This window comes from Pseudomonas izuensis (assembly GCF_002356535.2).
Taxonomy (GTDB): Bacteria; Pseudomonadota; Gammaproteobacteria; order Pseudomonadales; family Pseudomonadaceae; genus Aquipseudomonas; species Aquipseudomonas izuensis.
Map to the genome: position 1 here is coordinate 3,660,665 of NZ_AP017423.2, position 23,511 is coordinate 3,684,175.

A 23,511-nucleotide genomic window follows, 5' to 3' on the forward strand; every position below is an offset into this window, starting at 1 on the left:
AGCGGCCTCACCATTTTGGTGATTTTTAATTTTAATCTTTAATTATCAATGTGTTAAAACAGATATAAGCTTATAAAAAATATTCTTGCTGATTCCTCTAACAGCAGCTAGCGTTTATTCCTGACAGCGCTGACAGGAACATACCTGTTTCCGCTGTCTTCATATAAGAACGTCAAGAACCGGCATCAGTCGGTCATGCCTGCGAGGAATCCGGAATGTCTCTGTTGATTCGTGGCGCCACCGTTATTACCCATGATGAAAGTTATCGCGCCGACGTGTATTGCGCAGACGGCGTGATCAAGGCCATCGGCGAAAACCTCGAAGCGCCGGCAGGTGCCGAGATACTCGACGGCGGCGGTCAATACCTGATGCCCGGCGGCATCGACCCGCACACCCATATGCAACTGCCCTTCATGGGCACCGTGGCCAGCGAGGACTTTTTCAGCGGCACGGCGGCGGGTCTGGCCGGTGGCACCACCTCGATCATCGACTTCGTGATTCCCAATCCACAGCAGTCCTTGATGGAAGCCTTTCATCAATGGCGCGGCTGGGCCGAAAAATCGGCTTCCGACTACGGCTTCCACGTCGCCATCACCTGGTGGAGCGAGCAGGTCCGCGAGGAAATGGCCGAGCTGGTGAACCATCATGGAGTCAACAGTTTCAAGCACTTCATGGCTTACAAAAACGCGATCATGGCAGCCGACGACACCCTGGTGGCGAGTTTCGAGCGTTGCCTGGAATTGGGCGCGGTGCCCACCGTGCACGCAGAAAACGGCGAGCTGGTCTATCACCTGCAACGCAAGCTGATGGCCCAGGGCATGACCGGGCCGGAAGCCCATCCGCTGTCGCGTCCTTCCCAGGTCGAAGGTGAAGCCGCGAGCCGGGCGATCCGCATTGCCGAAACCCTGGGCACGCCGCTGTACCTGGTGCATGTCTCGACCCGGGAAGCCCTCGACGAAATCACCTACGCCCGGGCCAAGGGCCAACCGGTCTACGGCGAAGTGCTGGCCGGGCATTTGCTGCTGGACGACAGCGTCTATCAACACCCGGACTGGCAGACCGCCGCCGGTTACGTGATGAGCCCGCCCTTCCGCCCTCGCGGTCATCAGGAAGCGCTCTGGCATGGCCTGCAAGCCGGCAACCTGCACACCACCGCCACCGATCACTGCTGCTTCTGCGCCGAGCAAAAAGCCGCCGGCAAGGACGATTTCAGCAAGATCCCCAATGGCACTGCCGGCATCGAAGACCGCATGGCCGTGCTCTGGGAAGAAGGGGTGAACACCGGGCGTCTGTCGATGCAGCACTTTGTCGCCCTGACCTCGACCAACACCGCGAAGATCTTCAACCTTTACCCACGCAAAGGCGCGATCCGCGTCGGTGCCGACGCCGACCTGGTGCTGTGGGACCCGCAAGGCACACGAACGATTTCGGCCAAGACCCACCACCAGCAGGTCGATTTCAACATCTTCGAAGGCAAGGTCGTGCGCGGCGTGCCCAGCCACACCATCAGCCAGGGCCGGGTAGTCTGGGCCGACGGCGACTTGCGCGCCGAGCGCGGGGCCGGGCGCTACATCGAACGGCCGGCTTATCCGGCGGTGTTTGATTTGTTGAGCAAGCGGGCAGAGCAGCATAAGCCGACGGCTGTGAAACGCTGAGATCGAGGCCTTCGGCCTTCGCGAGCAGGCTCGCTCCCACACTTGAAATGCGTCCCCCTGTGGGAGCGAGCCTGCTCGCGAAGAGGCCGGATCAGACAACAACAAAAGCAATGCCCATGCAGAGGCATAACCTCCATCACCGTGAGGCCAAAAATCGTGATCAAGACCCTGAGCCACCTCCCGCACCCTTACGAGAATGCGGCCGCCCTCGCCGGCCATTTCACCGATCTGGCACCGCCGCTCAATGACCGACAGGCCCATCTGGAAGCCTCGCGCTGCCTGTATTGCTACGACGCGCCTTGCGTCAATGCCTGCCCGAGCGAAATCGATATCCCTTCCTTCATCCGCAACATCCATCAGGACAACGTCCAGGGCGCGGCACAGAAAATCCTCTCGGCCAACATACTTGGCGGCAGTTGTGCCAGGGTCTGCCCGACGGAGATCCTCTGCCAGCAAGCCTGTGTGCGCAACAACGCCCAAGAATGCGCGCCGGTGTTGATCGGCCTGCTGCAGCGCTATGCGGTAGACAATGCGCATTTCAGCCAGCACCCCTTCCCTCGTGCCGCCACCACCGGAAAACGGATTGCCGTGGTCGGCGCCGGTCCGGCCGGGTTGTCCTGTGCCCATCGCAGCGCCATGCACGGCCATGACGTGGTGATTTTCGAGGCACGGGAAAAGGCCGGCGGCCTCAATGAATACGGAATCGCCAAGTACAAACTGGTGGACGATTACGCGCAGAAGGAGCTGGATTTTCTGCTGGAGATTGGTGGCATCGAAATCCGCCACGGACAGAAGCTCGGCGACAACCTGAGCCTCAGCGACCTGCATCAACAGTTCGACGCGGTATTCCTCGGCCTTGGCCTCAATGCCAGCAAACAGCTGGGTCTACTGCATGAAGAGGCACCCGGACTGCTGGCCGCCACCGACTACATCCGCGAGCTGCGCCAGGCCGATGATCTGACCCAATTGCCGCTGGCTGACCATTGCATCGTGCTCGGCGCCGGCAATACCGCCATCGACATGGCCGTGCAAATGGCCCGCCTCGGTGCCCATGACGTCAACCTGGTGTACCGCCGTGGTGTCGAAGACATGGGCGCCACCCACCATGAACAGGACATTGCCAAGGCCAATCAGGTACGCCTGTTGACCTGGGCGCAACCGGACGAAGTGCTGCTCGATGATCTGGGTCAGGTGCGCGGCATGCGCTTCGCCCGCACCCACCTGGTCGAGGGCCGCCTGCAGACCACCGGCGAAACCTTCGAACTGCCCGCCAATGCAATCTTCAAAGCCATCGGCCAGACCTTCGATGAAACCGCCCTCGCCGACCCATTGGCCCGGGAACTCAAGCGCCAGGGCGATCGCATTCTGGTGGACGAACAGCTGCGTACCAGCATCCCCGGCGTGTATGCCGGCGGCGACTGCACCAGCCTGGACCAGGACCTTACCGTGCAAGCGGTGCAACATGGCAAACAGGCCGCCGAGGCCATCAATGCTCAACTGATGCTCAACGTGGAGGCTGCGTAAATGGCCGATCTGTCGATTGTCTTCGCCGGCATCAAAAGCCCCAATCCGTTCTGGCTGGCCTCCGCGCCACCGACCGACAAGGCCTACAACGTGGTCCGCGCCTTCGAGGCCGGCTGGGGCGGCGTGGTCTGGAAAACCCTGGGTGAAGACCCGGCGGCGGTCAACGTGTCGTCGCGCTACTCGGCGCATTTCGGGGCTAATAGAGAGGTTCTCGGCTTTAACAACATCGAACTGATCACCGATCGTTCGCTGGAGATCAACCTGCGGGAAATCACCCAGGTCAAAAAGGACTGGCCGGACCGCGCGCTGATCGTGTCGTTGATGGTGCCCTGTGTCGAAGAGTCCTGGAAAAACATCCTGCCGCTGGTGGAGGCCACCGGTGCCGACGGCATCGAATTGAACTTCGGCTGCCCCCACGGCATGCCGGAGCGCGGCATGGGCGCGGCAGTCGGCCAGGTGCCGGAGTATGTCGAGCAGGTCACCCGTTGGTGCAAGACGTATTGCTCGCTGCCGGTGATCGTCAAGCTCACCCCTAACATCACCGACATCCGTGTCGCCGCCCGCGCGGCGCACCGGGGCGGCGCCGATGCGGTGTCGCTGATCAACACCATCAACTCGATCACCAGCGTCAACCTGGAGCGTATGGTGGCCAATCCCATGGTCGGCAGCCAGAGCACCCATGGCGGCTATTGCGGTTCGGCGGTCAAGCCGATTGCCCTGAACATGGTTGCCGAAATCGCCCGCGACCCGCAGACCCAGGGCCTGCCCATCAGTGGCATTGGCGGCATCGGCAACTGGCGCGACGCGGCGGAATTCATCGCCCTGGGCAGTGGTTCGGTGCAGGTGTGCACAGCGGCGATGCTGCACGGTTTCAGGATCGTCGAGGAAATGAAGGACGGTCTGTCGCGCTGGATGGACAGTCAGGGTTACGCGAGCATTTCGCAGTTCTCAGGGCGAGCCGTGGCCAATACCACGGATTGGAAGTACCTGGATATCAACTATCAGGTGATCGCGAAGATCGACCAGGAGGCGTGCATCGGGTGCGGCCGTTGCCACATCGCCTGCGAAGACACCTCGCACCAGGCGGTAGCCAGCGTGAAAAAGGCCGATGGGACCCACGCCTATGAAGTGATCGATGAGGAATGCGTGGGCTGCAATTTATGCCAGATCACCTGCCCGGTGCAGGACTGCATCGAAATGGTGCCGGTGGACACCGGGAAGCCGTTTCTGGATTGGAACCATGATCCGAGGAATCCGTATCACGTCGCCGTTTGAATAATGTGTTGTCCGGGCTGGCCTCATCGCGGGCAAGCCCGCTCCCACAGTGATTTATGTCGTACGCAAATGCTGTGTACACCAGAGATCCCTGTGGGAGCGGGCTTGCCCGCGATGAGGCCAGCCGCAACACCGCACCTCTTCAAGGCTCCAACCCAATCCCCCGCAAAATCACACTCGTCACCGTCTGCACCGCCCGCTCGAACTGCATGTCCGACAGCGGCTGATGGTCATTGAGAATATTCACCTGGTGATCGAAGTCGGCGTAGTGCTGGGTCGAGGCCCAGATCATGTACAGCAGGCTCGAGGGTTCCACCGGCAGGATGCGTTTGTCGTCCACCCACTGGCGGATTTTCGCTTCTTTCATCTTGGCCCAGTCGTACAGGCTGGCGTCCAGTGTCTCGCCCAGGGTGGGTGCGCCGTGGATGATTTCGTTGGCCCAGACTTTCGAACCGTAGGGCCGGCTGCGAGAGTGGTTCATCTTGGCGCGGATGTAGCTGCTGAGCACCACCCTCGGGTCATCGAACATCTCGAAGCACAGCGCGTCCTGCTTCCACACTTCCAGCAGGCCCAACAGTACGGCGCTGTATAGCTCGGTCTTGGTGCTGAAGTAGTAATGCAGATTGGAGCGAGGCAGTTGCACCTCGGCGGCGATGTCGGCCATGGCGGTGCTGCCGAAGCCTTTTTCGGCGAAAACCTTCTCGGCCCCCAGCAGAATTTTCTCGACGTTACTGCGACGAATCTCGATCTTGTGATTGCCCATGAGGGCTCCCTGACAACAGCGTTAAACAAGACTAGCATCCGCTCTACCTCGCGGCGACAGGGTAAAAGCAAACTTCGTATAACTCGCGTTGCGCGACTAAACTTGCGCCCACATCGAACCTGTCGCCGAGGGACTCAACATGCGCTTCAAGAAAACCCTGACCACTACCGTCCTGCTCGGCTCGCTGCTCGCCGCTTCGTCGGTGTGGGCACACGCCCACTTGAAAAGCCAGACGCCTGCCGCCGACAGCACCGTCAGCGCGCCGGCAGAGTTGAGCCTGGTCTTTTCCGAAGGGGTCGAAGCCGACTTCTGCAAAGTCACGATCACCAAGGACGGTGCCGATGTACTGGTGAAAAGCCTGATCACCCAAGGCGGCGATAAAAAGACCCTGATCGTCACCCCGGCCGTCCCATTGACCAAAGGCGACTACAAAGTCGAGTGGCACGTCGTGTCGGTCGATACCCACAAAAGCGAAGGTGCTTACGCGTTCACGGTCGGCCAGTAATACATGACGAGCGCGATGGTGCTGTGCCGTTTCCTGCATTTCACCGTGGTGCTGATGCTATTCGGGGCGTGGGTGTTCAGGCCGCTGCTGTTGGCGCGCGGCACAACGCTGGATCAGCCGCTGGCCCGTGTCAGCCGTTGGCTGGCGGCCGTGGCGCTGATCAGCGGTGTTGGCTGGTTGCTGCTGGTCACCGCCAGCATGGCTGGCGCCTGGGACGCAGCGTTCGAGCCATCGACCTTGCGCCTGGTGCTGGACCGTACTTTTTTTGGTCAGGTCTGGCGCTGGCACCTGGTGCTCAACGCGGTGCTGGTCGTGTTGCTGCTGACACCGCTGCGCGCCAACCGGCCCTTGCAAATTATTCTCGGCAGCTTGCTGATGGCGACCCTGGCCCCGGTCGGTCATGGCGCCATGCTCGACGGTATCGAAGGCCAACTGCTGATCCTCAATCAACTGGTGCACCTGACCTGCGTCGGTGCCTGGCTCGGTGGCTTGATGTTGCTGGTGATGATCCTGTGGCGACCTGACGGGCATTCCATCAGCGCGCTGTTGCAGCGCTTCAGTGGTGTCGGTTACGCGTTGGTGGCCGGGTTGGTGGTCACTGGCCTGATCAACGTGCGGGTGCTTACAGGGGCCTTCTGGCCGACGCCCCTGCTATCCGGGTTTGCCTTGATTCTGTCGTTCAAGGTCACGTTGGTTGCGGCAATGCTTGGGTTGGCCTTGTTTAACCGGCTGCGGGCCAACGATTGCCAACCGCGTCTGGCGACCTTGCGCAAGAGCGTGATGCTGGAATGGCTGCTGGGGATGGGCGCGGTGGCAGCGGTCTCACTACTCGGCACCATGCCGCCGATGATTTCCAGCTGACACCCCCCAATCACCTGTGGGAGCGAGCCTGCTCGCGAATAGCAATCTCACATTCACCCTCAATGTTGACTGACAGTCCGTCTTCGCGAGCAGGCTCGCTCCCACAGGGTCAACGAAGCCCCTATGTCATCGTACAACTTCTGATTGACAACACGTAAAGCCCTCGCAAATAATCGCCCTCATGTTGTACGACGACGTATGACAAACATAACAACAAAAAACAAGAGAGCGTCACAGTGAGCAAACTCGCCCGCAATTCATCCCTCCGCAGTCTCCGTCCCACCTTTGCCCGTCGTCATACCCTGAGCCTGATCGGTTGCAGTAGCCTCGCCCTCGCCCTGCCCATGGTCAGCCAGGCCGAAGGTTTCACCGATGACGCCAAAGCCACGCTGAATCTGCGCAACGCCTACTTCAACCGCAACTTCACCAACCCGGCCTACCCCCAGGGCAAGGCTGAAGAGTGGACGCAGAACTTCATCCTCGATGCCAAATCCGGTTACACCCAAGGCCCGGTCGGCTTCGGTGTGGATGTGCTGGGGCTGTACTCGCAAAAGCTCGATGGCGGCAAAGGCACTGGCGGTACTCAGTTGCTGCCGATCCACGATGACGGCCGCCCTGCCGACAACTTCGGCCGCCTGGGCGTGGCGCTCAAGGGCAAGGTGTCGAAAACCGAATTGAAGGTCGGCGAATGGATGCCGGTGCTGCCGATCCTGCGCTCCGACGACGGCCGCTCGCTGCCGCAAACCTTCCAGGGCGCTCAGTTGACCTCCACTGAAATCAGTGGCCTGACGCTCTACGGCGGTCAGTTCCGCCAGAACAGCCCGCGCAACGATGCGAGCATGGAAGACATGTTCATGAACGGCAAAGCGGCGTTCACCTCGGACCGGTTCAACTTCGGGGGTGGCGAATACGCCTTCAACGACAAACATACCCAGATCGGTGTGTGGTACGCCGAACTCAGCGATATTTATCAGCAGCAGTATTTCAACCTGACTCATAGCCAGCCCCTGGGCGACTGGACCCTGGGCGCCAACCTTGGCTATTTCATCGGCAAGGAAGACGGCAGCGCCCTGGCCGGCGACCTCGACAACAAAACCGCCTTCGCCCTGCTCTCGGCCAAGTACGGTGGCAACACGTTCTACGTCGGCCTGCAAAAACTCAGCGGTGATGATGTCTGGATGCGGGTCAACGGCACCAGCGGCGGCACCCTGGCCAACGACAGTTACAACTCCAGCTACGACAACGCCAAGGAAAAATCGTGGCAGGTGCGCCACGACTACAACTTCGTTGCCCTCGGCATTCCCGGCCTGACCCTGATGAACCGCTACATCAGCGGCGACAACGTGCACACCGGCACTATCACCGACGGCAAGGAGTGGGGACGCGAATCGGAACTGGCCTATACCGTGCAGAGCGGACCGCTGAAAAACCTCAACGTCAAATGGCGCAACGCGAGTATCCGCAAGAACTTCAGCACCAACGAGTTCGATGAAAACCGGATATTCATCAGCTATCCAATCAGCCTGCTGTAACCACAGTGGGAGCGAGCCTGCTCGCGAAAGCGGTTTAACATTCAACATTAATGTTGCCTGACTTGGCGCCTTCGCGAGCAGGCTCGTTCCCACAGGGTGAGTGTCTTGCCCCCCGTTAATTTCCGCCAAAGTTGCGTTGACAAAAACCGGGAAGCCTTACGATACTTCGACAATGTCGTACGACAACCTACAACAATTTCATGACAACCTGTCCGGGGACTCCCATGACGACCACTTCAACAGCCCGCGCCCCTTTCAATCGCCTGCTTCTGACCGGTGCTGCCGGTGGCCTGGGCAAAGTCTTGCGCGAAAGCCTGCGCCCCTATGCCAATGTCATTCGCCTGTCGGACATCGCCGACATCGCCCCGGCCATCGATGATCGCGAAGAAGTCGTACCCTGCGACCTCGCCGACAAGCACGCCGTGCATCAATTGGTCGAAGGCGTGGACGCCATCCTGCACTTCGGCGGCGTGTCCACCGAGCATTCCTTCGAAGAGATCCTCGGCGCCAACATCTGCGGCGTGTTCCACATCTATGAAGCCGCGCGCCGTCACGGTGTGAAACGCGTGATCTTCGCCAGCTCCAACCATGTCATCGGCTTCTACAAGCAGGATGAAGTCATCGATGCCCGCTCCCCTCACCGCCCGGACAGCTACTACGGTTTGTCCAAGTCCTATGGCGAAGACATGGCGACCTTTTACTTCGATCGCTATGGCATCGAAACCGTCAGCGTGCGGATCGGCTCTTCGTTCCCGGAACCACAAAACCGCCGGATGATGAGTACCTGGCTGAGCTTCGGCGACCTCACCCAATTGCTCGAACGCGCGTTGTACACCCCGGGCGTCGGTCACACCGTGGTCTACGGCGTGTCCGACAACAAGGACATCTGGTGGGACAATCGCTACGCTGCCGCGCTGGGTTATGCCCCGAACGACACCTCCGAAGTGTTTCGCGAAAAAGTCGAGACCCAACCCATGCCCGCCGCCAATGATCCGGCACGGGTCTATCAGGGCGGTGCCTTCTGCGCGGCGGGTCCGTTCGGCGACTGAAACCCTTCCTGCTGATCACTTGATCCCCACAACAAAATCCCAAGGGAATGAGTTGCCATGCAAGCCGAATTGATTGTCGATGCCCGCAACGCAGTCGGTGAAAGTCCGGTCTGGGTCCCCGGGGAAAACGCCCTTTACTGGGTCGATATCCCTGCCGGGGGCCTGCAACGCTGGAACGCTGATACCGGTCATGTCGACGCTTGGAAAACCCCGGAAATGCTCGCGTGCATCGCCCGCCATCCCGACGGTGGCTGGGTCGCAGGCATGGAGAGCGGCTTTTTCCACCTGACGCCGCACATTGACGGCAGTCTCGACAGCGAACCTCTGGCCCATGTCGATCACGCCCGCCCGGACATGCGCCTCAACGATGGTCGCTGTGACCGTCAGGGGCGTTTCTGGGCCGGCAGCATGGTGCTGAACATGGGTGCCAATGCAGCCGACGGCATGCTTTATCGCTACAGCGCCGGGCAACCCGGGCCGTTGGCGGCACAGCTGGGCGGCTTCATCGTGCCCAACGGCCTGGGCTTCAGCCCGGACGGACGCACGATGTATCTGTCCGATTCCCATCCATCGGTCCAGCAGATCTGGGCCTTCGACTACGACATCGACAGCGGCACACCGTCCAATCGCCGGGTCTATGTCGACATGAACCGGTTTGCCGGTCGCCCCGACGGCGCGGCCGTGGATGCCGAAGGCTGCTACTGGATCTGCGCCAATGACGCCGGGTTGATTCACCGCTTCACCCCCGACGGTCGTCTCGACCGCTCCCTGGCCGTTCCCGTGAAAAAACCGACCATGTGCGCCTTCGGTGGCAGTCGACTGGACACGCTGTACGTGACCTCGATTCGCCCCGGTGACGACCATGATCCACAGTCACTCGCCGGTGGCGTATTCGCCCTCGATCCCGGCGTCAAGGGCTTGCCCGAGCCGCTATTTCAGGATCGTTGATATCTTCTCCATGACCATGAAACTGCTCGAAATCAAAGACGAACTCACCCACCTCACCCTCGCCCCCGAACTCGGCGCGAGCATCGTCAACTGGACCGTGCGCGGCAGCGGCCAACCCCTGTTGCGCCACGCCGATGCACAGGCACTGAACACCGGCTTGCCGGGCAAACTCGGCTGCTTCCCGCTGGTGCCCTGGTCCAACCGCATCGCCGAGGGCGGTTTCGACTGCCCCGACGGCTGGCTGGCCCTGGCACCCAACAGCCTCACCGATCCGTTGCCGATTCATGGCAGTGCCTGGCAACAGCCATGGCAAGTGGTTTCCCAATCAGCGGACGAAGTGGTCCTGCAACTCGACAGCACGACTCCGTTTGCTTATCGCGCCCGGCAACGTTTTCATCTGAGCGAAGGCCGGCTGAGTATCCAGCTGCGAGTGACGCACCTGGCTGAAAGCGCGGCATGGCATGGCCTTGGATTGCACCCCTACTTTCCGCGCACGGCAAACACCCGCCTGCAGGCCCGGGCGGAGCAGGTCTGGTTGAGCGACGCATCGAAACTGCCGACCCGGCTCGTTGCACTGCCCGCGCAATGGGACTTCCAGCAATCCAATGCGCTGCCCGAAACCCTGGTCGACAACGGCTTTTGCCAGTGGAACGGCCACTGCCTGATCCAGCAGCCCGACCTGGGTTATGAACTGGAGTGCCAGGCCATCGGCAGCGATTACTACCTGCTCTACTGCCCGGCAGGACTGAACTTTTTCTGTATCGAACCGGTCAGCCACCCGGTCAACGCGCATCACCTACCCGGTCGGCCAGGCCTGCGGTTACTGGAACAAGGTCAGAGCACGCAACTGAGCTTCACCCTGCACTACCGGGCGCTCTCAGCCGGCACACCCAACAACTGACTTAACACCGCTCGCAATTTGCCAGGCTTGACCGGTTTGTTCAGCAATGGTGCGTCGAGCCGTTGCAGCGAACGCCGGCACTGGTCGGTACGGTCAGCGGTGATGATCACGGCGGGAATGCACTGGTGGAAATGCTCGCGCAAATGCCGCACCACATCACAACCCACCATGCCGTGGTCGAGGTGATAGTCCGCCAGAACCAGTTCCGGTGCCCTGCCTGCCAAGGCCGCCAGCGCCGAGGCTTCATCGGTAGCCGTCACCACTTCGCACCCCCACTGCCCAAGCAACGCACTCATGCTCTCGAGGATGCTCACTTCATTGTCCAGCACCAACAGACGCCGACCCGGTAACGGGTTGCCGGTACTCGGCTGGGGTACGACCTGACTGATGGGCAACGGCACTTCGTGGGAAAGCGGCACGTCGATACTGAACATCGATCCTCGCCCCGGCAGCGAATGCACGCCAATCCGGTAGCCGAGGATTTTGGCGATGCGCTCAACGATGGCCAGCCCCAGTCCCACGCCTTTGCGGTCGGCGGCGCGACCGACATCCAACTGGTTGAATTCGAGGAAGATCGAGTCGAGCCTGTCCGCCGCGATTCCGCGCCCGGTGTCCCAGACTTCCAGACGCAAATACTCGCCTCGGCGTCGGGCGCCGAGCAGGATGCTGCCTTCGTCGGTGTAGCGGCAGGCATTGCTGAGGAAATTGCGCAGGATCCGCGTCATCAAGCGCAAATCGGTGCTGATGGCGTAATCACCCATGTGCACTCGCAGCCTCAACCCTGCAGCCTGGGCCACCGACTGGAACTCTGACACCAGCGGACCGAGCAATTCATCGAGGCGGTACGGTGCGATGTCCGGCTTGACCGCCGACTGATCCAGTCGGGAAATGTCCAGCAGATCAGTGAGCAGGTCTTCGGCCCCTTCCAGCGCCTGATGCGTGCGTTCGACCAGCACCTGTTCGACCTCCGGCAATTTGCGCTCGCGCAAGGTCGAAATCAGCAACCGGGCAGCGTTCAACGGTTGCAGCAGGTCATGACTGGCGGCAGCAAGGTATTTGTCCTTGCTGCGGTTGGCGGCTTCAGCGGCGTCACGGGCATCGCGCAAGGCCTGGGCGATCTGTTTACGCTGGGTGATCTGCTGCTGCAGGTTGCGGTTTGCTTCAAGCAGTTCATCGGTGCGTGCGGTGACGCGCTGTTCCAGCTCATCGTTGAGTTGTTGCAGGCGCTCCTGTGCCTGTTTGCGTTCGGTGATATCGGCGACAAAACCTTCCACCAGACCTTCCTGGCCAGGCTTGAGCAACAGGTTCATCAACACATCGATATGGCTGCCGTCCTTGCGCCTCAGGCGGGTTTCGTAACCGTGCAGGCTGCGTTGCTGCTGGAGGATTTCGCCAATGCTTTGCAGCTCCTGCAGGCCACCGGCAAACAGATTGCTGGCCAGATCGTTCAGGGAAAACAGCACCTCCTGCGGATCCTGATAGCCGAGCATGCGTGCCATCGCCGGGTTGGCGGCGCGCAACCCGTCTTGCAGGCTGGCCTGGAAAATCCCGTGGACCGCATTTTCAAACAGCCACTTGTAGCGGTTGCGCTCGGCCTCCAGTTCATCGAGGCGCGCGGCCAGCTCCGGGTAATGGCTCTTGCGCGCCGAATGGCTGCCCAACCCCAGCAGCCCGGCCAACGCCCGCTGTTGCTCGTCAGAGGGCTTCGCCATAAACAACCTCGACATCGCGCTGACTGGACTCGCGCGGATTGGTCAGGATGCACGGATCGTCCATGGCGTGTTGCGACAGGAACGGAATGTCCGCGGTACTGACCCCGTGCAAACCGAGGGTTTCGTGGAAGCCGATGGCATGCTTCAGGGCAATCAGGTGTTCGACCAGGCGCCCGCAGATCTGCCGCTGATTCAATCCTCGGCAATCGATACCGAAGGTCTCGGCGATCACCTTGAAACGCTCCGGTGACGAGCTGTAATTGAACGCCACCACGTGCTCCACCAGCACGGCGTTGCACAGGCCGTGGGGCAGATCGAGAAAGCCGCCCAGGCTGTGGGACATGGCATGCACCGCCCCCAGGATCGCGTTGGAAAACGCCAGCCCGGCCTGCATGCTGCCGAGCATGATTTTTTCGCGCAAAGCGATGTCCGTCGGGTTGGCGATCATCTGCACCAGATTGCCATTGATCAGGCGCATGGCCTCCAGTGCATGGGGATCGGTCAGCGGCCCGTGGCCGGTGGACACAAAGGCCTCGATGGCATGCACCAGCGCGTCGATGCCGGTACAGGCCGACAGGAACGGGTCCATGCTCAGGGTGGTTTCCGGATCGATCAGCGACACGTCCGGCACCACTGCCTTGCTGACGATGGAGAACTTCATGCGCTCCTGCTGGTTGGAAATGATCACGAACTGCGAGACATCCGCCGAGGTGCCGGCCGTGGTCGGGATCAGGATCAGCGGCGGGCTCGGCACGCGGATGGTATCTACCCCTTCGAACTCGAGAATGCTGCGGCCGTGGGCAACCACAATGCCGATGCCCTTGCCGCAATCCATCGGGCTGCCGCCGCCGACGGCCACGATCACGTCACAGTGGTTTTCCCGATACAGCTCGGCACCGAGCATGACTTCTTCGACCCGTGGGTTGGGCGACACGGCGCTGTAAAGGAAGTATTCGATGCCCAGGGCTTGCAGGCTGGCCTCGACGTCGGCGACCCAACCGGCGGCAATCACCCCTGGATCGCTGACCACCAGCACCTTGCGTGCGCCAAAGGTCTTGGCGTAATTGCCAACGTTATGCCGGCAGCCGGCACCGAAGATGATTTCAGGCGAGACGAATTTACGCAGTTGACTGAGACTCTGGCTCATTGGAAAGCCTGTTTTTATTGTTTTGGAAGGTAAGGCCACACTAACGCATCCGGCAGTGAATGCAATCAGACCAAGGTCACCTGCCCGGCTCCCTAATTCACCACAGCCCCCCCTGTGGGAGCGAGCCTGCTCGCTCCCACAGGGGATTTTCGGTGCCTGGTCTATCCGCGATAGATCAGGCGCGAAGCCTTCTCATTGCGCAACGTCAGGTGTTCCATCCCCAACCCCGGCGCTTCGGCCTCCTCACGGGCCTTGAGGATGACGCCATGGTGCGGCGACTTGCTGCACACCGGGTCGGCCTGCTCGGCATCGCCGGTCAGCATGAACGCCTGACAGCGGCAACCACCCAGGTCCTTGTGCTTTTCATCGCAGGAACGACACGGCTCCTTCATCCAGGCATCGCCGCGAAAACGGTTGAAGCCGAACGACTCGTTCCAGATGTGGCTGATGCTGTGCTCGCGCACGTTGGGAAACGGCACCGGCAATTGCCGCGCGCTATGACACGGCAGCGCCGTACCGTCGGGGGTGATGTCGAGAAACAGGTTGGCCCAGCCGTTCATGCAGGTCTTGGGGCGCTCTTCGTAGTAGTCCGGGGTGACGAAAATCAACTTGCAGGGATGGCCCTGGGTCTCAAGGCGCTGGCGATATTCGTTGGTGATGCGTTCGGCGCGCTGCAATTGCTCGCGGGTCGGCAACAGGCCGACGCGGTTGAGCTCGGCCCAGCCATAGAACTGGCAGGTGGCCAATTCGACGAAATCGGCTTCCAGCTCCAGGCACAGGTCGATGATCCGGTCGATCCTGTCGATGTTATGCCGATGAGTGACAAAATTGAGCACCATCGGATAACCCTGGGCTTTCACCGCCCGGGCCATGGCCAGCTTCTGCGCGAAGGCCTTGCGCGAGCCGGCGAGCATGTTGTTCACCGCTTCGTCGGCCGCCTGGAAACTGATCTGGATATGATCGAGCCCGGCGACCTTGAAGTCGCGCACTTTCTGTTCGGTCAGACCGATGCCCGAGGTGATCAGGTTGGTGTAGTACCCCATGTCCCGCGCCGCCTTGATCAGCTGCGCCAGGTCCTGGCGCACCAGTGGCTCGCCACCGGAAAAGCCCAATTGAGCGGCGCCCATGTCCCGCGCTTCGCGAAACACACGAATCCATTCTTCGGTGCTCAATTCCTCGCCGTGCCGGGCGAAATCCAGCGGGTTGGAACAGTAGGGGCATTGCAGTGGACAGCGATAGGTCAGCTCCGCCAACAACCACAATGGCGGCCCGGGTAGTGAGTCATTCGATCCAGAATTGCGCACGGGCCACCTCCAGGAATGCCAGCACATCCTCGTCGATCCCCGGCACGCCGGGGAAACTCGCCGTCAGCCGGTCAATGATCGCCGCCACGCTGCGCTGTCCGTCCAGCAGATCGAGGATCTGCCCGGCACTGGCATTGAGTTTGATCATGCCCTCGGGGTACAGCAGCACATGGCAATCCTGGCGCGGTTCCCATTGCAGTCGAAAACCCCGACGCAATGACGGCGATTGCTCGCGACCGATGCCACTCACAGGGCAATCCCCCGATGCCAGACGTTTTCACCGGTGACCGTGTGATATGGCGGACGCTCCAACTCATAAGCCATGCTCATGGCGTCGAGCATGCTCCACAGCACATCGAGTTTGAATTGCAGGATTTCCAGCATGCGCTGTTGCGCGTCAAAGGTGACGTAATGCGCCAGGGTGATGCGCAAACCGTGCTCGACATCCCGTCGGGCCTGACTCAGGCGCGTGCGGAAATACTCATAGCCGGTCGGATCGATCCACGGGTAGTGCTGAGGCCAGCTGTCCAGTCGCGACTGGTGGATCTGTGGTGCGAACAACTCGGTCAGCGAGCTGCTGGCGGCTTCCTGCCAACAGGCACGACGGGCGAAATTGACGTAGGCATCCACCGCAAACCGCACCCCAGGCAACACCAGCTCCTGGGACAGAATCTGCTGTCGATCCAGCCCCACCGCTTCGCCCAGGCGCAGCCAGGCTTCGATCCCGCCCTCACTGCCGGGGATACCGTCGTGATCGAGGATGCGTTGCAGCCATTCCCGACGCACGTCGCGGTCGGGGCAGTTGGCGAGGATGGCGGCGTCCTTGAGCGGAATGTTGACCTGGTAGTAGAAGCGATTGGCAACCCAGCCCTGGATCTGCTCGCGGGTGGCGCGGCCGGCGTACATGGCTTGGTGGAAGGGGTGATGGATGTGGTAGTAGGCGCCCTTGGCGCGCAGGGCGGCTTCGAATTCGGTCGGGGTCAACGCTGTATCGGTCATTGCGGGTCTCCGGGAAATCTTCGGTGTCTGGTCCGGCCTCATCGCTGGCAAGCCAGCTCCCACAGGGATCTGCGGTGTACACAATACCTGTGGGAGCTGGCTTGCCAGCGATGGGGACCTCAGCTACAGCACAATATCCATGCCGTCATAAGCCACCTCGATCCCACGCCGCTCCAGCAGCGCCCGCTCGGCCGAGTCTTCGTCGAGGATCGGGTTGGTGTTGTTGATGTGAATCAGCACCTTGCGCTGGCGACCAAAACCTTCCAGCACCTCCAGCATGCCGCCCGGCCCGCTCTGCGCCAGATGGCCCATGTCGCTGCCCAGGCTCTGGCCGACTTCGCAAATCCGCATCTCGTCATCGCGCCATAACGTGCCGTCCAGCAACAGGCAATCGGCGCGCTGCATCCAGCCCAGCAGTTCGTCGTCGACTTGCCCAAGCCCCGGTGCATAGAACAGCGAGGCACCGCTGCGCAGATCCTCGATGAACAAGCCGATGGTATCCCCCGGTTGCGGATTGCCGCGATTGGGCGAGTACGGCGGTGCGTTGCTGACCAGGGGAATCGCGCGAAATTGCAGGTGGGCGCAGGCCGGAATCTGAAACGGCTCGCGGTCCAGACCTATGGGTTGCCAGCGCAACCCGCCGTTCCAATGCGCAAGCATGGTGAACAACGGGAAACCGCTGCTCAGGTCCTGATGCACCCGCTCGCTGCACCAGACGTCATGCGGGCAACCTTCGCGCAGGCTCAGCAGACCGGTGCAGTGATCGATCTGGCTGTCCAGCAACACCACGCCAGCGATGGCGCTATCGCGCAACCGGCGCGCCGGTTGCAGCGGCGTAAAACTGTCGAGTTGCGCGCGGATGTCCGGCGAAGCGTTGCACAGCACCCAGTCCACACCGTCGTCGCTCAGGGCAATCGACGACTGCGTGCGCCGTTGTGCGCGCAGGCTGCCATTGCGTACGCCCGCGCATTGGCGGCAATTGCAGTTCCACTGCGGAAAACCACCGCCGGCGGCGGATCCGAGTACACGGATGTACATGAGCAATGCTCCAGAAGGCAGACCCGGCCAACGCAGCGCTGGCCGGGTGAACAATCAACGGTTGGCGAAATACATCGTCACTTCGAAGCCAATGCGCAGATCGGTAAACGCAGGTTTAGTCCACATGGGTCATTCCTCTTCTTGTGCCGGGCGATTCCGGTAGCACCATTAATGCACGGGGCGCCGGGCGCCCGAATGCTACTTTCGAAGGAGGTCTAGGGGTGCGTTGGTAGGGGGGTGACGGACAAACGAAAACCATTGTGGGAACGAGCCTGCTCGCGAAGAGGCCGGCACATTCACCCTTGATGTTGAATGTCAGTCCGTCTTCGCGAGCAGGCTCGCTCCCACAGGGGAATGTGGTGGATTTAAAGGATCAGAAGAAGCCCAGCGGATTGATGTCGTAGCTCACCAGCAAGTTCTTGGTCTGCTGATAATGATCGAGCATCATCTTGTGGTTTTCGCGGCCGACGCCGGATTTCTTGTAGCCGCCGAACGCGGCGTGCGCCGGGTACAGGTGGTAGCAGTTGGTCCATACCCGCCCGGCCTTGATCGCCCGGCCCATGCGGTAGGCACGATTGATGTCGCGGGTCCACAGGCCGGCGCCGAGGCCGAACTCAGTGTCATTGGCAATCGCCAGGGCTTCGGCTTCATCCTTGAACGTGGTGACACCCACCACCGGGCCAAAGATTTCTTCCTGGAACACCCGCATCTTGTTAGTGCCCTTGAGCAGGGTCGGCTGGATGTAATAGCCGCTGGACAGGTCACCCTCCAGACGCTCGGCCGCGCCGCCGGTGAGCAACTGGGCGCCCTCCTCCCGGGCGATGTTCAGGTACGAGAGGATCTTGTCGTATTGCTGCTCCGATGCCTGGGCGCCAACCATGGTGTCGGTGTCCAGCGGGTTGCCGCGCTTGATCTTGACGATCTTCTTCATGACTTCGGCCATGAACGGCTCATAGATCGACTCCTGCACCAGTGCCCGGGAGGGACAGGTGCACACTTCGCCCTGGTTGAAGAACGCGAGCACCAGGCCTTCGGCGGCTTTTTCGATGAACGCGGGTTCGGCACTCATGATGTCTTCGAAAAAGATGTTCGGCGACTTGCCGCCCAATTCAACGGTGCTCGGAATAATGTTCTCGGCGGCGCAATGCATGATGTGCGCCCCCACCGGGGTCGAGCCGGTGAAGGCGATCTTGGCGATGCGTTTGCTGGTGGCCAGCGCCTCGCCGGCTTCGCGACCGAAGCCCTGGACGATATTCAGCACGCCCGCCGGCAGCAGGTCGGCAATCAGTTCGGCGAAGACCATGATCGACAGCGGCGTCTGCTCCGCTGGCTTGAGCACGATGCAGTTACCGGCGGCCAGAGCGGGCGCGAGTTTCCAGGCGGCCATCAGCAGCGGGAAGTTCCACGGGATGATCTGCCCGACCACGCCCAATGGCTCGTGGAAATGATAGGCGGTGGTCAGCTCGTTGATCTCGGCGGCGCCGCCTTCCTGGGCACGGATGCAGCCGGCGAAGTAACGGAAATGGTCGGCGGCCAACGGCACGTCGGCGTTCAGGGTTTCACGCACGGCCTTGCCGTTGTCCCAGGTTTCGGTGACGGCGAGGATTTCCAGGTTCTGTTCGATGCGGTCGGCGATTTTCAACAACACCAGGGAGCGGTCCTGGGCCGAGGTTTTGCCCCAGGCGTCAGCGGCGGCATGGGCAGCGTCGAGGGCCTTGTCGATGTCGGCGGCGCTGGAGCGCGGGAATTCGGCAATCACTTCGCCGTTCACCGGCGAGGTGTTGGTGAAGTACTCGCCATTGACCGGTGCGACGAATTCACCGCCGATAAAGTTGCCGTAGCGGGGTTTGAAGGAAACGACGGCACCGGGTGTTCCGGGTTGGGCGTAAATCATGATGAGGCCTCTGTCTGGGTCGATGCCTGCCATGGCGACAGGCGATGAACCGATACTAGAGAGCCCCGCGCACCACACGAATACATCATTGGCAGGAGGGGCTCTCGTTATTTGGTAGTAGGTCCTGCGCTGATCCCTGTGGGAGCGAGCCTGCTCGCGATGACGGTGTGTCAGTCGACAACTTTGTTGACTGTGCCGGCCCCTTCGCGGGCAAGCCACGCTCCCACCGGGTTTGGTGTCGATTGCATAATTCGAGAACGACACAAGAACCTGTGGGAGCGAGCCTGCTCGCGATGACGGTGTGTCAGGCGACAACTTTGTTGACTGTGCCGGCCCCTTCGCGGGTAAGCCACGCTCCCACCGGGTTTGGTGTCGATTGCATAATTCGAGAACGACACAAGAACCTGTGGGAGCGAGCCTGCTCGCGATGGCGGTGTGTCAGTCGACAACTTTGTTGACTGTGCCGGCCCCTTCGCGGGCAAGCCACGCTCCCACCGGGTTTGGTGTCGATTGCATAATTCGAGAACGACACAAGAACCTGTGGGAGCGAGCCTGCTCGCGATGGCGGTGTGTCAGGCGACATCATTGTTGGATGTGCTGGCCTCATCGCGAGCAGGCTCGCTCCCACAAGGGGGCAGGTGTTGAGTTCGGGATCAGTGCTTGGCCACCAGATCCTTCGGCAACTTGAACGTCCAGAGCATGCCGCCCTGGTTGAAATCCTTCACCCGCTTGGCCACTTCGCCGCCCCACAGCGGAACCGCGCCGCCCCAGCCGGAAAGTACCGAGACGTACTGCTCGCCGTCCATTTCCCAAGTCACGGGTGAGCCGAGCACGCCGGAGCCAGTCTGGAACTCCCAGACCTTCTCGCCGGTCTTGGCATTGAACGCCTGCAGGAAGCCTTCCGGCGTGCCGGTAAACACCAGGTTGCCCTTGGTGGTCAGCACCCCACCCCACAACGGCGCGTAGTTCTTGTGCCGCCAGACTTCCTTGCCGGTCTTCGGATCGATGGCCCGCAGCACACCGATGTAGTCTTCATTCAACGGTTTGATGGTGAACCCGGCGCCAAGGAACGCTGCGCCTTTCTTGTAGGCAATCCCTTCGTTCCAGATGTCCATGCCCCACTCGTTGGACGGCACGTAGAACAGTCCGGTGTCCTTGTTGTAGGCCATCGGCATCCAGTTTTTCGCGCCGAGAAACGCCGGCGCCACGAACACCGAACTGCCCTTGGCTTCTGAACCCGGCGCACCGGGACGGCTGGCTTCGTTGTAGATCGGCCGGCCGGTTTTATCCAGACCCGTGGCCCAGGTGATCTTGTCCACGAACGGGAAACCACGGATGAACTTGCCGTTGGTGCGATCCAGCACGTAGAAGAAGCCGTTGCGGTCGGCGGTGGCCGCCGCTTTGATTTCCTTGCCGCCTTCGTTGTAGTTGAACGACACCAGCTCGTTCACGCCGTCATAGTCCCAGCCATCGTGGGGCGTGCTCTGGAAGTGCCACTTGATGGTGCCGTCGTCCGGGTTGAGCGCCAGGCGCGACGATGAGTAGAGATTGTCGCCAGGGCGCAGGTGCGAGTTCCATGGTGCCGGGTTGCCGGTGCCGAACAGCAGCAGGTTGGTTTCCGGATCGTAATAGCCGCCAAGCCAGGGCGCCGCACCGCCGGTCTTCCACAGGTCGCCCGGCCAGGTCTTGCCTGCCTCGCCACCAGAGATACCGTTTTCCACGGCCTTGCCGTCCTTGTACACGTAACCCATATGGCCCTCGACCGTCGGCCGGGTCCACAGCAAGTCACCGTTTTTCGGATCGTAAGCTTCGATCTTGCCCACCACGCCGAACTCGCCACCGGCCACGCCGGTAATCAGCTTGCCGTTGACCACCAGTGGCGCGGCGCTGATTGAGTAGCCTTCCTTGTGGTCGGCGACTTTCTTGCTCCAGACAACTTTACCGGTGTCCTTGTTCAGCGCCACGAGCTTGGCGTCGAGGGTGCCGAAGATCACCAGGTCGCCATACAGCGCGACACCGCGGTTGATCACGTCACAGCAGGGGCGAATGTCATCGGGCAGGCGCGCATCGTATTGCCAGAGCTTCTTGCCGGTGCGTGCATCCACGGCGAACACCCGAGAGTACGACCCGGTCATGTACATCACGCCGTCCTTAACCATCGGCTGCGCCTGCTGGCCGCGCTGTTTTTCGCCGCCGAAGGAAAACGCCCACGCCGGGCGCAATTCCTTGACGTTCTCGACGTTGAGAATATCCAGCGGGCTATAGCGCTGCCCCTGAACGCCCAGGCCGTTGGTGACGACCTGCTCCGGGTTCTTGGGGTCTTGGAGAATGTCCTGGTCGGAAACGCCGGCCAGCGCCTGGCCGGACAACAGCATGGCACTGAGCAACAGGCTCAGGACGAAGGGCTGGCGACGTGCGGGTTGAGTCATGACGGCTTCCTCTGCGGTTTTTGTTATGCCCGGGAAATTTTCCCGGTCTGGTGCAGATTCTTGAGCGCCGCCGCCCTGCCAACAATTGGCCGCAATGTGGAGATTTCTAGTTCCTTGGTACAGGTTCGCCTCCCCCGGTAGGAGCGAGCCTGCTCGCGATGAACCCGAGAACGCCGCGGGGTGTCAGATTTCCAGCGTTATCGTTGACCACCATCGCGAGCAGGCTCGCTCCTACAGGGGGGCGGTGTTGATTATTGCTGCGTGGTGGAATCAACCCGTGTCATCTGTGCGCGCTCATAGCGCGGATACAGATGACTGATGCTGCGAATCAGCTCATAGCGACTCAGGCTGATCCCGGCGAATCGCTCCGGGATGGGACTGCGGATCATCTCGGCCATGTCGCTGCCATTGGCCGCGCCGTCGCGCATCAGTTGATCGAGCCAGCTGAGGTAATCGTGCATCTGGACGAAGGGTTGTGCATCGCTGGCCACCGGTCCGTGACCGGGTACGATCAGTGACCAGGGTAACCCCTGCAGGGTCGCGATATCCCCCAGCCACACCGCCAGCCCTGGGCTGTTGGGCGTGGTCAGGGCCCGTTGATAAAACACCAGGTCCCCGGCGAACAGCACGCCGGTTTGCTGGTCGAGAATAGCCAGATCCGCACCCGTATGCCCACCCAGACCTATCAGGCGCAGATCATGATTCCCAAAACTTTCCACGCCAGGGGTCAGCGTTTGCGTCGGCAAGACCACCTCGGTGCCACGCATCCAGTCGCCCACCAGTCGATACATGTTCTCGGCCATGGCATCGCCCTGCTTTTGCAGCAGTTCGGTGGTGCCGGCCAGTGCGGCGATCGGCACGTCGGTGAAGGCCTGATTACCCAGTACATGATCGGGATGGTGATGGGTGAGCAACACCTGGATCACCGGTTTATCGGTGGTGGCGGCAATGGCCCGGCGCATGGCCTCGCCATAACGCTTCGAGGGTCCGGTGTCGATCACCACCACGCCGCGCTCGGTCACGATAAACGCGGTGTTGACGATATTGCCGCCATTGTCCTTGCCGAAATTATCGGTGCTGCCTTCCAGCAGCCAGGTGTCTTCGGCGATCTGCCGGGGCCTGAGCGAGTATTCGAGATCGGCCATCGCCGGCAGGCCGACGGCGATGAACAACAGCAGCATCCAGCGCATGACAGGCTCCTTTGAATCAGGGAATCGACGCATCAAATTGATTGCCGCTGTTATCGCGCAGCAGCAGGCGCGTCTGCCCTGCCCCCTCCAGATCGAACGCCAGGCTGGGGTTTTCGCTGACGGCGGGGAACAGTTCGAGGCGTGCCAGCAGTTGATCCTGTTGACCGCGCAACTCGGCCTGGTTGATAAAAAACTCCGGGATGCCGCTGACCATGCCGTTGTCCATCGGATGCGCCACCTGCAAGCGCAAGCGACTGAAATCCTTGCGCGGGTAGCGCCCGCCCAGCACCTCACCGACGTGTTCCTCCCAGCCCGGTTCGGTGCGTACCACGCTCGGCGCGGTGCAACCGCCGCCGGCCGCGTCGATCAGGGTCGAGCCGACATGCCACACCCCGTCACGGGTCAGGACCGCTGCGCGCAACGGTGTAGCCTGCTCGACGCGGATGCGGATCGACAGCCACGGCAGCACGCCAGTCACCGGCTCGAAATCGACGATTTTCGGCAAGGGATTGAGCTCGGCCCAGGCGAAGATTTTCACCACCTCGCCCTTGAACGCCCGGGCGTCGATCTCCAGGGGTACCTGTCGCGCATCTTCAGCAAAGGGCGGTGCCAGCAGCTTGACCCGCTCATCGAACACAAACGGTGCATCGCCCAGAAACTGCTTTTGATAAAAGGCCCACATCACCGATGGCACCGGGTCTTTGCCCGGACCAACTTCAGCGGCATGTACATTCAGGCTTAAACAGCAGGCCCACAGACAACTCCATTGCCATTTCATCGCCCAC

The 23,511-nt window shown here is 61.2% G+C and carries 21 protein-coding genes; 9 read left to right on the forward strand and 12 right to left on the reverse strand.

Annotated elements, in window-relative coordinates:
- The first annotated feature begins 215 nt into the window (after nt 1-215).
- The 3 genes from hydA to preA all read left to right on the forward strand — a co-directional run bounded on the left by hydA (nt 216) and on the right by preA (nt 4,454).
- Nucleotides 216-1,655: a dihydropyrimidinase gene (gene hydA, locus LAB08_RS16150; protein WP_096510941.1), complete on the forward strand. Its 1,440-nt coding sequence runs from the start codon at nt 216-218 to the stop codon at nt 1,653-1,655.
- A gap of 156 nt (nt 1,656-1,811) precedes the next feature.
- On the forward strand, nt 1,812-3,179 hold the full coding sequence (locus LAB08_RS16155; RefSeq protein WP_096510939.1) for an NAD(P)-dependent oxidoreductase: 1,368 nt from the start codon (nt 1,812-1,814) through the stop codon (nt 3,177-3,179).
- A complete protein-coding gene (preA, locus tag LAB08_RS16160; RefSeq protein WP_096510937.1) occupies nt 3,180-4,454 on the forward strand; it encodes an NAD-dependent dihydropyrimidine dehydrogenase subunit PreA in 1,275 nt (424 codons plus the stop codon). It begins immediately after the preceding gene.
- Between the two features lie 142 nt (nt 4,455-4,596).
- Here the strand turns inward: preA and LAB08_RS16165 are convergent, their stop codons facing one another.
- Complete coding sequence (locus LAB08_RS16165) at nt 4,597-5,217, reverse strand: TetR/AcrR family transcriptional regulator (protein ID WP_096510935.1); 621 nt, start codon at nt 5,215-5,217, stop codon at nt 4,597-4,599.
- A 139-nt stretch (nt 5,218-5,356) separates the two neighbouring features.
- Between LAB08_RS16165 and copC the strand changes: the two genes are divergently transcribed.
- The 6 genes from copC (at nt 5,357) to LAB08_RS16195 (ending at nt 11,013) form a co-directional block, all read left to right on the forward strand.
- A complete protein-coding gene (copC, locus tag LAB08_RS16170; protein ID WP_096510933.1) occupies nt 5,357-5,722 on the forward strand; it encodes a copper homeostasis periplasmic binding protein CopC in 366 nt (121 codons plus the stop codon).
- A 3-nt stretch (nt 5,723-5,725) separates the two neighbouring features.
- Complete coding sequence (gene copD / locus LAB08_RS16175) at nt 5,726-6,583, forward strand: copper homeostasis membrane protein CopD (RefSeq protein ID WP_096510931.1); 858 nt, start codon at nt 5,726-5,728, stop codon at nt 6,581-6,583.
- Between the two features lie 236 nt (nt 6,584-6,819).
- Entirely contained in the window at nt 6,820-8,115 is a 1,296-nt protein-coding gene (locus LAB08_RS16180) for an OprD family porin (protein ID WP_096510929.1), read from the forward strand.
- Between the two features lie 224 nt (nt 8,116-8,339).
- The gene (locus tag LAB08_RS16185; protein ID WP_096510927.1) at nt 8,340-9,164 is read left to right on the forward strand and encodes an NAD-dependent epimerase/dehydratase family protein; all 825 of its coding nucleotides are present in this window, start codon (nt 8,340-8,342) and stop codon (nt 9,162-9,164) included.
- Nucleotides 9,165-9,221: 57 nt separating this feature from the next.
- Nucleotides 9,222-10,112, forward strand: coding sequence for an SMP-30/gluconolactonase/LRE family protein (locus LAB08_RS16190; RefSeq protein ID WP_096510925.1), 891 nt, complete (start codon nt 9,222-9,224; stop codon nt 10,110-10,112).
- A gap of 10 nt (nt 10,113-10,122) precedes the next feature.
- Entirely contained in the window at nt 10,123-11,013 is an 891-nt protein-coding gene (locus LAB08_RS16195) for an aldose 1-epimerase (protein ID WP_096510923.1), read from the forward strand.
- Here LAB08_RS16195 and LAB08_RS16200 read toward each other — a convergent pair.
- The 11 genes from LAB08_RS16200 to LAB08_RS16250 all read right to left on the reverse strand — a co-directional run bounded on the left by LAB08_RS16200 (nt 10,977) and on the right by LAB08_RS16250 (nt 23,504).
- Nucleotides 10,977-12,725 carry a PAS domain-containing hybrid sensor histidine kinase/response regulator gene (locus tag LAB08_RS16200; protein ID WP_096510921.1) on the reverse strand — a complete coding sequence of 583 codons (1,749 nt, stop codon included), beginning with the start codon at nt 12,723-12,725 and terminating at the stop codon, nt 10,977-10,979. The two genes, LAB08_RS16195 and LAB08_RS16200, sit on opposite strands and share 37 nt — an antisense overlap.
- Entirely contained in the window at nt 12,709-13,872 is a 1,164-nt protein-coding gene (gene ercA, locus LAB08_RS16205) for an alcohol dehydrogenase-like regulatory protein ErcA (RefSeq protein WP_096510919.1), read from the reverse strand. The genes LAB08_RS16200 and ercA overlap by 17 nt, the downstream gene beginning before the upstream one ends.
- Nucleotides 13,873-14,033: 161 nt before the next feature.
- Entirely contained in the window at nt 14,034-15,176 is a 1,143-nt protein-coding gene (gene pqqE, locus LAB08_RS16210) for a pyrroloquinoline quinone biosynthesis protein PqqE (protein ID WP_096510917.1), read from the reverse strand.
- Nucleotides 15,154-15,426: a pyrroloquinoline quinone biosynthesis peptide chaperone PqqD gene (gene pqqD / locus LAB08_RS16215; RefSeq protein WP_096510915.1), complete on the reverse strand. Its 273-nt coding sequence runs from the start codon at nt 15,424-15,426 to the stop codon at nt 15,154-15,156. The genes pqqE and pqqD overlap by 23 nt, the downstream gene beginning before the upstream one ends.
- Nucleotides 15,423-16,175: a pyrroloquinoline-quinone synthase PqqC gene (gene pqqC, locus LAB08_RS16220; protein ID WP_096510913.1), complete on the reverse strand. Its 753-nt coding sequence runs from the start codon at nt 16,173-16,175 to the stop codon at nt 15,423-15,425. Before pqqC ends, pqqD begins: the two co-directional genes overlap by 4 nt.
- Nucleotides 16,176-16,298: 123 nt before the next feature.
- Nucleotides 16,299-17,213 (reverse strand): pyrroloquinoline quinone biosynthesis protein PqqB, encoded by a 915-nt coding sequence (gene pqqB, locus LAB08_RS16225; protein WP_096510911.1) that lies wholly within the window; start codon nt 17,211-17,213, stop codon nt 16,299-16,301.
- 54 nt (nt 17,214-17,267) lie between these two features.
- Entirely contained in the window at nt 17,268-17,339 is a 72-nt protein-coding gene (pqqA, locus tag LAB08_RS16230) for a pyrroloquinoline quinone precursor peptide PqqA (protein WP_003253598.1), read from the reverse strand.
- A gap of 247 nt (nt 17,340-17,586) precedes the next feature.
- Complete coding sequence (gene exaC / locus LAB08_RS16235) at nt 17,587-19,107, reverse strand: acetaldehyde dehydrogenase ExaC (RefSeq protein ID WP_096510909.1); 1,521 nt, start codon at nt 19,105-19,107, stop codon at nt 17,587-17,589.
- Between the two features lie 653 nt (nt 19,108-19,760).
- Nucleotides 19,761-21,536, reverse strand: coding sequence for a PQQ-dependent methanol/ethanol family dehydrogenase (locus tag LAB08_RS16240; RefSeq protein ID WP_096510905.1), 1,776 nt, complete (start codon nt 21,534-21,536; stop codon nt 19,761-19,763).
- Between the two features lie 251 nt (nt 21,537-21,787).
- Nucleotides 21,788-22,726: a quinoprotein relay system zinc metallohydrolase 1 gene (locus LAB08_RS16245; protein WP_096510903.1), complete on the reverse strand. Its 939-nt coding sequence runs from the start codon at nt 22,724-22,726 to the stop codon at nt 21,788-21,790.
- Between the two features lie 16 nt (nt 22,727-22,742).
- Nucleotides 22,743-23,504 (reverse strand): quinoprotein dehydrogenase-associated SoxYZ-like carrier, encoded by a 762-nt coding sequence (locus LAB08_RS16250; RefSeq protein WP_096510901.1) that lies wholly within the window; start codon nt 23,502-23,504, stop codon nt 22,743-22,745.
- Between the last annotated feature and the right edge of the window lie 7 nt (nt 23,505-23,511).